Genomic DNA, 13,775 nt, shown 5'->3' with positions numbered 1-13,775 from the left:
TGTTCTCCGTTATACTTTAAATTGTGATGTTGATTTACTCAGCTCTGTAACGATGCCACTCAGTTGGTGACTTAGAGCTTCGAGTTGATCTGTCGACTGAGACACTTGATGAGAGCACTGTCTAAAATCATCCATATGGGTGTGGATTTGTTTTGAAGCACGAGCTTGATGCTCTGTAGTACTTGCAATTTGTTTGTTGAGCTCGGTAATTTCTTCTACCTGGCCACTAATTTCTAATAGATAGTCACCCGCGTTTTGCGCGTCTCCAACCGCCTGTGACGAGCTCGCTAAGCCTTGGTCCATAGCGCCAACAGCAGCGTTAGAGCCGGACTTAAGGTCGACCAACAAGGCATTAATTTCTGTTGCGGATTGTTGAGTATTGTTCGCTAACACGCGCACTTCGTCGGAAACAACAGCAAAGCCTCGGCCATGTTCACCAGCTCGCGCAGCTTCAATTGCAGCATTTAGTGCTAACAAATTCGTTTGCTCAGCGACACTTTGTATAGTGTTTAGTATTGAGCCAACATTGCTTGCATTCTGATCGAGTTCTTTCAACTTACAGGCCGTATCACGGATGTTTGTCGCAAGCTCTTCAATTTCTTTACTCGTTTTAAGAACCACTTGTGTTCCTGTTTGAGCACTAGAATTGGCTTTTTGAGCTTGAGAATCTGCATGCGATGCAAAGTTAACAACTTGTTCTATGAGGTCGATGATGTTATTGACCGCCTCGGTAACCTCTTCGATGTGATCACGTTGAGTGCTATTTAGAGCCAAGGTTTGATTCGACTCGCTACGAATCTTGTCGCTGACAACCTCAAGCTCGTGTCCAATGCTTAACGTACTCGCGATAATGCCTTGTAGCTTTTCAATGAATTGATTGAAACTCTCAACAAGCGTTGATATCTCATCTTTTCCTGCGTAGTCGATGCGTACTGTTAAGTCACCATCCCCAGTCGCAATCGCCTTCATCTTTTCTGTCACAAGCAGTATTGAGCTAATAACCGATTTGAATATTGCGTAACCAACCGAAATCACAGAGATCAAAAAGAACACACCTAACCAAATAGATTGATTCGCAGCGTCGTTTGCGGCTTTTTCAGAGTGCAAGATGGTGTCTACGACCTTCTGACTCGCGGATGCACGTAACGTCTCGCTTAACGCAACTAATGAATCATATTCAGTGCTAAGTTGGTTCGCTCTGGAGGTCAGGCTCTCGAAAGAGTCATTGAGATTAATAAAATCTTCGCTCAGCGCGTACGCAGAATCCGTGTACCTTGCTAGTTGTTGTGACAGTTTATTAAAAGCTGTCGCTTGTGAAGGTAAAACATCGGCACCACGACTCGCTTCAACTTGCAGTTCAGAAGAAATTTGACGTGCAAAATCGAGAGCTTGCTCATCTTCCATCACGACAGCAGCTTCGAACTGTTGCTTCACGTTAGGTAAAAGAGAATATATTTTCGTCGCATGCTCAAGTGCAGGGTAGTAACTTGACTCTAACTGCTTTAGGCGCTGACTATTATCATTATGAATAAAGACATTTATTGAGATAATGGCAGCTAGGCTAAGAGATATTATTGAGAGCAGTACAATAAACTGTACTTTAATGTTGATATAGCGAGACAATAGCATAAGGTTTTTTCATTAGCGCTGGTAGTGGCTGATGGTAACGTTTGTTCATATTTAATAGCGAACACATTCACTAAACAAATTTACCGTTATGTTCAAAGCCCGCTTATTTAATTTCTTTAATTAAGTTCAGCTCTTTAATTTTTCTGTCCCAGTCTTCTTTCCACTCTAATAGTTTACGAGCAGGCATTGGACGAGCGATAAAATAGCCCTGAACCAATGTGTCGACATTACTGATTTCACGAATGTCCATCCAAAGAGAATGGTCCTCAACCCCTTCAGCAACCGTACTCAGTTCTAATAAGTGAGCCAAGTAGAGAGTAGCGCGAACAATGGCATGGCTTGAACGACTGCTCTGAATGTTTTTCACAAAGTCGATATCCAGTTTCAGTGCTGAAAATGGCAGGTCATCTAATTGCTTTAGTGAAGAGTAACCTGTTCCAAAGTCGTCAATCGCCAGGGGAATACCGCGCATGCAGATCCTCGTGGTGGACGCCAAAGCAAGAGCGACACTTTCAACTAAATCAGATTCTGTTAATTCCAATTTTATCTGCTCTGTCTCAAGTTCACCTTGGTCGATCAAAGCGAAGATATAATCAACAATATCACCGTCAATAATATCTTTAGCTGTCAGGTTTATTGCAAATCTCCGCTCTCCGAGAAATGACTTCTCATTGATCGCTTGATTGATTAAATACTTCATCACCTCTCCCATTTTTCCTGACTCAAGTAACCGAGACAAAAAGAAAAAAGGGCTGAGTACGCCATAACGAGGGTGCTGCCATCGAATTAGCGATTCACTTTCTCGCCATTCACCACTATGGATACACACTATCGGTTGGTAATAGAACATAAACTCTTGGTTGCTTACCGCTTTTGCTATGTCTTCATCCGTAATAACGATGTCGCTATTAGAATTAGAAGCAGCCGCTTCTTTTGTAGAGTTAAGGTTAATTAACTTTGACAGCGACTCTTTTGCTATTGGCTTCTCAAGAACACCAAGCAAATTCAGGTTAAACGCTTTACACATCTTCCTTGCGGCATCGAGCACTGTTTTGCTTTCCGCACTTGTGATGATGATATTGCCTTGAAAATCGGCCTCAGCAAGGCGTTTTAGGAGTTCGATACCATCGATCATCGGCATATTCAGATCACATAAGATCAAATCGACAGAAGAGGCTTCAATAAACTCTAGAGCCTTATATCCACATTCAAAAGGTTGGACATTTTCCATACCCAAACTCTTTAAAACCATCCCCATTACATTCAATTGAAAAGGGTGATCTTCTATCACTACAACATGCTGGTTCATGGTAGCTCCTTAAATGGTTTGATTGATTCTGAACAATAAGTCTTCAATTGGTTCGTCAGCTGTTCGAGGTTATCGTAATGTGCTTGAATACCATCTAAGTCACTTAAGGAGACCAATTCCATTGTTTGCAATTGATTGGCAATGTCCTCTGTGCCTACCATTTTTGCAGCTCCCTTCATCTTATGAGCTACCTGTTTAATGGCTTCGAGATCTCGCTGTTCACACGCAGCTTGAAGCAGAGGCATGTCAGCTTGATGGCTCTTGATAAAGTCAGTGATGATCTGCATGACGAGCTCTTGGTCACCAAACAATTCAGTTAAGTTGGCGAGATCAATCGGAGCAGAGCTCGGCTCACTTTTAGGCTCCGAGGAACTAATACAAGGCTTATCGACAACAGATTGCACCTTATCAAGATGTTTGATTATGGTGTCGCCAATCACCCTTAATTTGGTTGGTTTTGATAAGAAGTCATCCATACCAATCTCAAAGCACTTATCATTTTCACCTTGCACAGCGTTTGCGGTTAACGCAATGATCGGAAGACGAGGTTGGTTTTGGCTCTGCTCTTTTACTCGGATCTGCCTTGTTAACTCATACCCATCCATCTCTGGCATGTGGCAATCAGTAATTAGCAGCCCATAATCTTCATTATCTAAGGCAACAAGTGCTTCCTTGCCGTTATCTACCATGTCGGCATGGAAACCTAATTGCTCAATTTGTTGAAGAATTATCTGTTGATTGATTGGGTGATCTTCCGCTATTAAGATAAGTCTTTGATTCTGTTTGGCAGACTCGCGCGACTCAGTACTCAATTTCAGATTATTATCATCTTGGACAACATCTTCCACAAACGCAGGACAGTTGTGCAAACAGTGCATCAACTGCGAAGGCAACAATGGGTTTGCTGACAGATTCCAGCCCAATTTGCATGGCGCAGGCGAAAGCATTCCTTGTTCACTGACACAAATAAACTGCACGCTTTCGGCGAACGTATCAATGCTCTGATCTAGCTCATGAGGAATAAACACAAAATCAGGCTCAATGGTATCGACCCAGTGTGCGAGCTCTTTAGTCACCTGAACATTCTTTGAGATAACCTTAATACCCCAAGATGTTAGATAGTTCTCTAATTCAGATTGCTGCATGAACGTTTTGGTAAGTAGCGCCACCTTGCCATTCATGTCCGCCCTGTTATTTTCAGCGAGCGTTTTAAGCGGCAGCGTAATAGAGAACGTTGAACCAATGTTGATCTTACTCGTTACGTTAAGACTCCCACCCATTTGTTCAATAAGTTGCTTCGAGATAGTCAAACCAAGGCCTGAACCACCATATTTCCTCGTGGTTCCTTCATCGGCTTGAACAAAAGGTTGGAATAGGTTTCGAATGTGTTCTTCACTGATACCGATGCCACTGTCAAACACCTCGAAACAAATTTGTTGCTGTTCACCATCCAGGTCGAGTAACTTTGCCGCTAAACCTACGGTTCCATATTCTGTAAATTTAATGGCATTGCTCAACAAATTATTCAGAACTTGCCCAATACGAATGTCATCCATTAAGACTAAATCATTCAACTCAGGGTCTAACCAAAATTTGAACTGTAACCCTTTGGCGTGAGCTTGCCTCGCCTGCAACTGAGTCACTCTAAGAGTCAATGTATCTAGACTTGCAGGCTGATAATCTAGGGTCAGCTTACCGGCTTCAATTTTCGAGAAATCGAGTATATCGTTAACAATATGCAGTAGGTTATTCGCCGATTGACTCAGCGTTGTATGGGTTTTCTGAACTTCATAACCAACTTCATATTGCTCAGACAATTCCAACAAGCTAACAATCCCTCCCAATGGAGTTCGGATTTCATGACTCATGTTTGCCAAAAATCGAGACTTTGCCTCAGTAGCAGCGATAGCACTTTGTCTTGCTTGTGTTAACTCTTCTTGCTGCAATTTAAGCTCTGTAATATCAGTCAGTACCGAATCCCATTCATAATACTCACCCAAGTCAGAAATCTTACTCTGTAAGTTAAGCCATCGATTTTGATTATCAATATTCACCCCAATATCGAGGCTTAGTTTCCCCTCTTTATTCCCACTACGTACTTTCTTAATTAGGGTTCGACGATCTTGAGCATTAAGCGGCGCGAAAAAACTAATTGGAGAGCGGCGCAGTTGAGCAGGCGTAAGGCCCAAAAGCTCCTCTACCCCATTACTAATAAAGACGAATTCAATGTCATGTAGACTTCGTTTGGGCTGAATATGCTGTATAACCGCACCATGTAAATTGTTCGCAAGTTTCTGAACTCGGTCATCGGCACTTTTAGCAACTTTTTTCGCTTCGTAAAGCTCAGTAAGATCATCAAGAATGGTCACTGAACCTTCGATATTCCCGTTAGAGATATACGGGCACTTCCAATACGCGTAGTGTTTACTGCCTTGCGGCGAAGCGACTTCTTTTTCTAAGCGAGGCAAAACAACCCCGTGATGGATCATTGTGTCTTCATCGGAGTTATTAACGATGGCTCCTTCTATCAACTCAAAACCGGTAAGCTGCTGCGCGGCACTGTTCAAACTGATTATCTGGTTATCCAAGTTACGCACAACAATGGGAAACGGCATTGCGTCCAACAATGAACGCTCGAACTCCACTTGATGTTTGAGGGCGGATTCAGTTCGCTTTCTGTCTTCAACTTCACGTCTCAGTTTCCAGCTCCATGCCATAACAAGCATAATGAGCACCGATGCGACAGAGATTAAAATGGCAGCGCCCAAGACAACATCTGCCGTATCCACGCCCGATTCATAAGATACATCCAACCAATGTTTCTTAATCTGCTGATACTTGTGGTGGGGTATGGCGAACAGTGCTTTATTGATAATATTGTTCAGCACTTCTTGGTCGGCTTCGACACTGTATGTTACAGGTACATCATTGTCCTTCGACAGTAAGCTCGTTACACGTAGATACCCAGAATATTGCCCTTGTAATAGAGGTGATGCCAAATAAAGCGAAAGCATCGCTGAATCAATCTCACCTTTATCCACAGCATCGAGTAAAAGCAACTCAGAGCTATAGGTCTTGATTGGACAAGCCTCACAATAACGCTTAACAAGTTGTATGCCGACACTGTCATTTATGGTTCCAATGATAGAGCTCTTCGTTAATTCACCGAACACAGCCAATTTACTCGTATCACTTTTACCAACCAGTGCCCATGGTTCAACCATGAACGGTTTAGAGTAGAGGTGATGATCATCGCCACCAGCAGAAGGTGTCGCCTTGGTGTGAATCACAGGAAGAGGTACGGGGTGAGCTTGGTTACCTTGAAGGTCGAGGTCGTTTTCAAAAACAAAATTTAACCCAGTGAGTCGGGATATCTCGTTCAATATATCAATTGAAATACCATCTGGCTTACCTTCACTATTCTCGAAAGAAATAGGCTTCGAGTCTGTCTCAGATGATACATATATGTTCGGATTGAGAAGCAGGAACTGCTGCTCTTTTTCAGTTAATAGCAGCTTATTTTTACTAACGACCAACAACAAACGTCTCTGTATTTCATTCAGCCACTTCTTACGAATATTAACAAGTTTGTTAGAGTTATCTTGGTTTATAGCGGTATTGATAATACCCAACACCTTCCTATTCTCAGGAGTATCCAGCAAGGCAATAACGTAATTATTTAGGGGTAAATCATCATGCAAGTTAACCGACAAGAATAACTCATAGGGGCTATTCATTAACTTATTGTGTAGTAGCACACCATCATCAACAATGGCTAATGCTTTCTCGCGAGCAACATCAGCGATCGCGCTTTGATAAGATGAATATGACGAAAAAGAAGAGAATGGAAGGAGTGACTTAACAGAAGACGCGTTACTTGAGCCTTCAAAATAAGCGAGATTTCGGCCCTTCATCAATAAATGAGTTTCAATAGGCTCGCTACTTAGACTAACCATTCGGCTAGATAAAATAGGTTTAGAGTAAATAACACCGCTACTAGAAATATTTTGTTCAGCCGTAATTATGGCACCAACTTGCTCCGTTTTAAGCACGTTGTTTAGATCAGACGGAGAATGAAAACCAACAAACTCCAAGCCATTCAATTCGTCTTTAGCATAAAAGTTAGCTAATTCAGGTAACAGTCCCGAAATCTCTCCACCTTGTACAACTACATACGGAGAAAAGCCTGAAGTTTGAACTCCGATGGTAATCGAACCACTAGCCTTACCGAAAAAAGATACGGAAGAAGCCAGAATAATTAGAGAAAGTAGATTAAAAGCGCGGAACATGAATAACCTAGAGTTTTATTTATTAATGCACCTTATATCGTATTAACCGTATCAACTCACCAATTTGCACTGAACAAAAAGTAACTTTCGTTCAACGCAATCGATTGCTCAGCTTAAGTAGGTTCAATTATAAATAGAAATGTAAGCAGTTGATACAAAGCTTAATAACAAGATCAGCTACTGGGTTGATCTCACCGATATTAGATGAGGTTCCATAACTATGATTAAATTCCTACAAATCAGCGCAATTATACTACCCATAGCTTTGATAGGTTGTGGAGGGGATAGTTCTAAAAAATCAACCACTACTTCAAAGCCTAAAACCCAGCAAGTGACCGCGACAAAATCTACTCTAAACCAAAAACTGAACAAGGTAGATTTGCAATCAAAAAAACTGAGCTCTGAAGGCGTTGATACGATTATGAATTTGCCTGTAGGCAAGACGAGTCTATCTATTTCCACACCGACTAAATTCAGTCAAGTTAAACAATAGATATTGAAGGATTAGCATTATGAAAAAAACAGTTTTAGCTTCAACCATTTGTATAGGCTTGCTCTCTTCATCTATCGCTAACGCCAACTATAACGGTGCTCATGAGGTAGGTCAGAACATGCGTAGTAGCATAGATGAGATGATTACAACTAAGCTTAAAGCGTCATTTTTTGACTCAGCTGCACTATATATGGATGCGACAAATGCTACGCAACTAAAAACATCACCAAGTGGATTGCTAACATCTTTAGTTACAGGATCTCAAAATACTCAACTTCCATTGGAAACAAGGCAAGAACTGATTGACGCTTCTCAAGAAGTTGGTTTTGTGGTCGACTATTTGAAGAAAAACCCTAAAACAAAAGGTGTCGATAAAGAGGTAATGGATTTCTGTATTGCAGAAAACATAGAAGCGAAAAACTGGCCGGGTATTGATTATGTTGTCGATCAATACGGCACAAAAAATGGTATCACAACGCTCCCCGTATCAATTATCTATTTCGCATCTAAGGGCAATTGCCAAGATCCAAATGACTGGGCAGTGAAATTAAGTAAGAGCACAACGAAATCAGAGTTTGAATCTTCTATCCCTTCCGAAGTGATTGCTTACAGCTCTAATGTAGGTAATACCGGTGGTGAACTGGTCTACATTCTTGAAAACAGTTATAATTTCAGTGACGAGCCCGAAGAGCAATTTGAGTCTTTTACTTTCTATCAGGAATCAAGTGATGACACTCCTGGGACTGGTCTATTTAGACGTACTCAAGTTATGAAAAACTCGATAGATCCTAACCAAGCGTATTCAAAGTTTACGAATGTAGTATGCAAGGATTGTAATAGTGATAACGAGAAATTTAAGGTTGAAAGTCGCTCTGAATTCGGCAGTAATCAAGTATCACTTGCTTCGAGTGCTGTTGTATCCGGTGGTAAGCTAATTCCAGGCTTTGTGAGCGAAACATCCACCGAAGCTGAATATTTTGTTCAAGTAAACTTGGACCCTGCGACCCCAAATGTTGCAACCTCATTGTTCATTGATGCGTTTAAATTCGAAGACTCTTTGGTTCATGGTCGTTATTACTATGATGGGAATAGTGGCGTTAAATTCAACGCAGAACAGCTAAAAGCAACAAACCTAGTAGGTGAATTTTCCCTTGCGGACTCGCTCAATCAAAACAACATTTTTTCTATTTCGGAGCTTGAAACAACGCTAACCAGTAGTTCTTACGCCTTGCAGAAACAAAGTGACAATTCAGTCATTGTAGATCCAGTAACTGTAGATCCAGTAACTGTGACGGACGCAGAAGATATTCAATTATTAAATGAGATATCTAAGGTTACAGCAGAAGCTATCAATTACGACAATAGCGATGTGACTCTTGCTGATTGGAATAAAATATACTAATCAGATCATCTGATTACGATTAATCGCAAGACACTGCCTTTATGTCCTTGCACCAAGCCACTCTAATGAGTGGCTTTTTTGTGCGTCTCTTCTCCCCTTCCCAACTACACACCTAAACACTTAAGCAATGGTCTTTTGGAGCCAATAAAAATCCGAGAGCCTCACAGCTCTCGGATTTTTATTTGTGTTCTACTTTCAGATGCTAGACGAATTACAAATCAGCGCCATAGATATCAAACGTAAAGTACTTAGCGGCGATCTTGTCGTAAGTACCGTTTGCTCTGATCTCTTCAATCGCGGCATTGAATTGTTTCGCCAGTTTTGAATCCTGCTTTCTTAGTGCTAACGCCGTACCTTCGCCAATGTAGGCTTTGTCGGTAACTGCTTTGCCTTTGAACTCAAAACCCTCACCTTCTTTCTTGTCTAAGAAAGCCAATGACAGTTGGTCTGAGTTGCCGAAGGTTAGATCTAAACGGCCGTTTTGCAGATCCAGATACACTTCATCTTGCCCTGTGTAACGCTTAATGTTGGCAACACTGCCAAACTTATCCGTTACGTAGCGATCGTGAATCGTACCTTGCTGAACACCGATGGTTTTGCCCGTTAAGCCAGCCTCATCAACGCTGAACTCCGCGCTTTTAGCAGCAACAAACACGGCTGGTGTTTGGTAGTACTTATCAGTAAATAAGATTTTACGCTTACGCTCTTCAGTAATGCGCATCGAAGCCATAATCACATCTGACTTTCTTGCCAATAAGCTTGGAATTAGCGAGTCCCAGCTTTGTGAAACCCAAGTACAATCGAGTTTGGCTTGCTCACACAGTGCATCAGCTATCTCAATATCAAACCCGACAGGCACACCGTCACTGTTTTTATAGTTGAATGGCGGATACGTAAAGTCTGACGCCAAACGGATTTCTTTCGCCTGTACCGTTGTACCAAGTAAAGCGGCCGCACAAGCGAGTCCTAGTATTATCTTTTTCATCATTGCCATCCTAGATATGATCTTTATCGAGTTGAGTTTGAGTTTGAGTTTCTATATATTGTTCTTGTTGCTCCTGTCGCTTCTGCTGATCTTGTTGATTCTGTTGCAGCTCGGTTTGGTAGCGTGTTAGTGACGTTATCACTTCTAGCATGCTCTCTTGGCTACCAATACTGATTCGTACACAGTTACGCAAAGCAGGTTCGTGGTTTTGGTTCCTTGTCACAATGCCATCCTTCGCCAATACGCTAAACACATGGTGCCCCGGTTTTTGACGTAGCAAAACGAAATTGGTCGATGACGGATAAACCTGTTCTATAAATTCAAACCGCGTTAGCTCACAAGCAAACCGATTACGCAATTCGACCAACTTTAACGTCGCGCTTTCCATCAACGCAATTCGTTCATCAGACAATGCGTCTAGTACAATTTGAGATGAGCAATCTGGCATCGGATAAGGTGGAATCAACTTCGCGACATACTGCATCACATTTTGACTCGCTAAGATAAAGCCACAACGAACCGCAGCCAACCCAAACGCCTTAGACAAGGTGCGAATCACAACCAAATGCGGATAACGCGCAATAAGGCTCACCGCTGACGTTTGTGGTTCAAATTCGATATACGCTTCATCGACTACCACTAGCGACTTGCCAATCGTGCCTTCCAGTACCTGAATCAAATCCAATTTAGGGATCACATTGCCCGTAGGGTTGTTTGGTGAGCAAAGAAACACGATATTAGCCAATTCCGCTTTATTCACGATATCAGCAACATTAAGGCTGAAGTCTTCCTGCAATGGAGAGTCTAAGGTATTAATCGCCAATGCATCGGCGCAAAACTCATACATCGCATACGTTGGAGAACAGATAAGTATGTTATCGCTCGCCGGTTTACAGAATGTTCTGATCAGCAAATCAATCGCTTCATCTGCACCACGGACAGCAACCGTCGCGGCATCAGTGCCACAGTAATCTTGGTAAGCCTTAGCAATATCTTGTGGTAAGAAGTCCGGGTATCGGTTGTGACTTGCTTCTCCTTGAAACAGCGGGCTTTCCAATTCATTAGCGTTTAGCCAGACACGTCCATCACCACCAATTCTTCTTGCCGATTGATAAGGTATTAATTTTTTTACAGCCTGAGGCACTAAGCTATCAATAAAAGATGTCAAGAAGCTATCCCTTTCAAAAAATCACAATGTCTTCATCATTGCCTTCATATTCAAAAAATGTGACTTATACACATATTGAATCACAAATGATGATTAAGTATTTACATTCAAACAGAACACCATTGATAAATGAATCGAAATAATCACATAATAGCCATGATAAAAACTCATAGGTAAAGATATGAATCGCACACTTCCTTCAACCAAAACCTTGCTCGCGTTTTTGCCTACGGCAAGGCATCTCAACTTTACGCGCGCGGCACATGAGCTCAATGTTACGCAAGGTGCAGTGAGTCGTCAGGTATTGTCGTTTGAAGAAAGTCTTGGCTGCGATCTTTTCTACCGACATGCTCGCGGGTTGTCATTAACACCTAAGGGAGAAGAACTGGTTCCGCTGATTCAAGATACCATCCAACAACTGCAATCGGCGTTAAATCAAATTGCCAGCTCTCCATCGAAGATCAAGCTCAACGCACCAAGTTGTATCACCTCTTGGCTACTGCCTAAGTTGATGTCTTTTCAGCAAGCCTATCCTGAAATTGATGTCGAACTCACGTCGACCATCAAGCACGTCTTCGAACCAAGCTTTGACCCGTTTGATGCCGTAATTACCTATGGTAAGAAGCCAAACCAGCAATCGATTATCAGCCAGTTATTGTTTAACGAGCAGCTAGCGCCCGTTTGCCAAGCGCAAAGCATTACGCAAAGCCATCTTGTCAACGACGCGTCGACCATCATCAAGCCACATCAGCTCGCCCAATACACTTGGTTGCACGCCAACAATGAGCAGATTGATTGGCGGCTTTGGTTGGAACACATAGGCAGCCACGACCTTTCAAGCAAGAACAACCAACAATTCGCGACACTCGATCAAGCGATGAACGCAGCCATTCAAGGGTTTGGCATTGCCATAGGCGATATCACGCTGGCTAAGCAAGATATTGATTTGGGCAGGTTGGTGAAAGTGAGTGAAGGCAGTGTCTTTTCTGGAAATGGTTACTTCTTGCTGCAGCCTAAGAATCGACAAAATACATCCTTATCTACGCTGGTTGATTGGCTCGTCGATTAGCGGCAATCATCGTTGGTAGGCTCCACTATAATCGGCAGTAGTACGTCATAATGAGAAATTCACCATTCTCAAAATGAAACTATTTTATGTCTGTTACGTATTGGTTGTCAGAGAATAGAACGTACCTTGCTTTAACTATTTGAAAAGAAGTTCAATTCTATTTGGTAGGGAAAATGTTCCGTTCAATTAGAGAAAATGGCATTCGAATTGCTTTGTCATAGATAACCCAACCAATATACAGCAGGTTGCAACAGTTTCACTGCAGCTTGTCACGGAGGATAGGCTATGACCTTACAAAGACATACGTATTACGGCTTGATTCACCATGGAATTAAAACCTTATTAATGGACAGAATTGGCCACTTCACAGAGCGTGAATATCACGAGTATCTCGACCTAACGACAGGCAAATCGACGTGTTTTGCCATGAGTGAGCAAGAGCTCGAAAACACCTTAGACAGCTTAAAGAGCGAAGGTTACCTTGAAGATATCAAGAAGCTAATACCTCGCTACCAAACCACATCAATGCGATAACGTTATCCAACTCGATGATGAAAAGATCCGACTAGATAAAGCATTTACATGGAATTAATTAGCACCCAATTGTCTCGGGCTATTTAGCATCGAGACAGTTTTGGTTAGACTGTCTGCAACTCAACTAACTGGACAGTCAGTGCCACATGAAGCAAATCCTTGATTTCATTCCTCTCATTATTTTCTTTGCGCTGTATAAGATGTATGACATCTACACGGCTACAGGTGCATTGATTGTTGCTTCCGCAGTACAAATCGTTTTGACATACGTCATCTACAAGAAAGTAGAGAAAATGCAGATCATCACATTTCTGATGGTTGCCGTATTTGGTGGCATGACCATTTTCTTGCACGATGACAACTTCATTAAATGGAAAGTAACCATCGTTTATGCATTGTTCGCTATCGGCCTGACCGTCAGTCACTTGATGGGCAAGTCAGCGATTAAAGGCATGCTGGGTAAAGAGATCACACTGCCTGATACGGTATGGAGCAAGATCAACTGGGCTTGGACTTTGTTCTTTACTCTATGTGCCATTCTCAACGTTTACGTTGCTTTCAGCCTACCCTTGGATGTCTGGGTAAACTTCAAAGTGTTTGGCTTACTGATCGCTACTTTTGCATTTACCTTGCTAACGGGTGTCTATATCTACAAGCATCTACCAAAAGATCAGCATTTGCCAAAAGACCAGCATCTACAAAAAGACCAGCAGAAAGAGTTAACGGATAAAAATACCGACGAGAAGTAACCCTAAGGGATGAGTCCTCATCCCCTTTTTGATACAATTATTATCAATATGCTATTTAACAGTGGCCAATGATACTCGTGATCATTGGCCACTGATTGTTTGTGTTCGGTGAATACGTTAAAAATACGACCACCACGAGCCCCGCAAA

Annotated in this window: 10 protein-coding genes; 5 read left to right on the top strand and 5 right to left on the bottom strand. The window is 42.1% G+C overall.

Going from position 1 to position 13,775, the window contains the following annotated elements:
• Nucleotides 1–9: 9 nt before the first annotated feature.
• From ACED60_RS09195 to ACED60_RS09185, 3 genes are all read right to left on the bottom strand, one after another.
• Nucleotides 10–1,629: a methyl-accepting chemotaxis protein gene (locus ACED60_RS09195; protein WP_009846436.1), complete on the bottom strand. Its 1,620-nt coding sequence runs from the start codon at nucleotides 1,627–1,629 to the stop codon at nucleotides 10–12.
• A 103-nt stretch (nucleotides 1,630–1,732) separates the two neighbouring features.
• On the bottom strand, nucleotides 1,733–2,938 hold the full coding sequence (locus ACED60_RS09190; protein WP_065679109.1) for an EAL domain-containing protein: 1,206 nt from the start codon (nucleotides 2,936–2,938) through the stop codon (nucleotides 1,733–1,735).
• A complete protein-coding gene (locus ACED60_RS09185) occupies nucleotides 2,935–7,227 on the bottom strand; it encodes an ATP-binding protein (protein ID WP_371727372.1) in 4,293 nt (1,430 codons plus the stop codon). Before ACED60_RS09185 ends, ACED60_RS09190 begins: the two co-directional genes overlap by 4 nt.
• Nucleotides 7,228–7,447: 220 nt before the next feature.
• On the opposite strand from ACED60_RS09185, the gene ACED60_RS09180 reads away from it, so the two are divergent.
• Both ACED60_RS09180 and ACED60_RS09175 read left to right on the top strand, forming a co-directional pair.
• Nucleotides 7,448–7,720 carry a hypothetical protein gene (locus ACED60_RS09180; protein ID WP_041472770.1) on the top strand — a complete coding sequence of 91 codons (273 nt, stop codon included), beginning with the start codon at nucleotides 7,448–7,450 and terminating at the stop codon, nucleotides 7,718–7,720.
• A 19-nt stretch (nucleotides 7,721–7,739) separates the two neighbouring features.
• Nucleotides 7,740–9,122, top strand: coding sequence for a hypothetical protein (locus tag ACED60_RS09175; RefSeq protein ID WP_371727371.1), 1,383 nt, complete (start codon nucleotides 7,740–7,742; stop codon nucleotides 9,120–9,122).
• Between the two features lie 211 nt (nucleotides 9,123–9,333).
• Here the strand turns inward: ACED60_RS09175 and ACED60_RS09170 are convergent, their stop codons facing one another.
• Both ACED60_RS09170 and hisC read right to left on the bottom strand, forming a co-directional pair.
• The gene (locus tag ACED60_RS09170; protein WP_032555229.1) at nucleotides 9,334–10,107 is read right to left on the bottom strand and encodes an ABC transporter substrate-binding protein; all 774 of its coding nucleotides are present in this window, start codon (nucleotides 10,105–10,107) and stop codon (nucleotides 9,334–9,336) included.
• A 10-nt stretch (nucleotides 10,108–10,117) separates the two neighbouring features.
• Nucleotides 10,118–11,275, bottom strand: a complete 1,158-nt coding sequence (gene hisC, locus ACED60_RS09165) for a histidinol-phosphate transaminase (RefSeq protein ID WP_371727370.1) — start codon at nucleotides 11,273–11,275, stop codon at nucleotides 10,118–10,120.
• Nucleotides 11,276–11,456: 181 nt separating this feature from the next.
• Between hisC and ACED60_RS09160 the strand changes: the two genes are divergently transcribed.
• From ACED60_RS09160 to ACED60_RS09150, 3 genes are all read left to right on the top strand, one after another.
• Nucleotides 11,457–12,344, top strand: coding sequence for a LysR substrate-binding domain-containing protein (locus tag ACED60_RS09160; protein WP_371727369.1), 888 nt, complete (start codon nucleotides 11,457–11,459; stop codon nucleotides 12,342–12,344).
• A 285-nt stretch (nucleotides 12,345–12,629) separates the two neighbouring features.
• Complete coding sequence (locus tag ACED60_RS09155) at nucleotides 12,630–12,878, top strand: hypothetical protein (protein WP_004736516.1); 249 nt, start codon at nucleotides 12,630–12,632, stop codon at nucleotides 12,876–12,878.
• A gap of 146 nt (nucleotides 12,879–13,024) precedes the next feature.
• The gene (locus ACED60_RS09150) at nucleotides 13,025–13,627 is read left to right on the top strand and encodes a septation protein A (protein WP_371727367.1); all 603 of its coding nucleotides are present in this window, start codon (nucleotides 13,025–13,027) and stop codon (nucleotides 13,625–13,627) included.
• Nucleotides 13,628–13,775: the final 148 nt, after the last annotated feature.

This window comes from Vibrio sp. 1F279, assembly GCF_041439815.1.
GTDB lineage: Bacteria > Pseudomonadota > Gammaproteobacteria > Enterobacterales > Vibrionaceae > Vibrio > Vibrio tasmaniensis_A.
The sequence above is the reverse complement of the archived record's forward strand: the minus strand, read 5'-3'. Positions and strand labels throughout refer to the sequence as shown.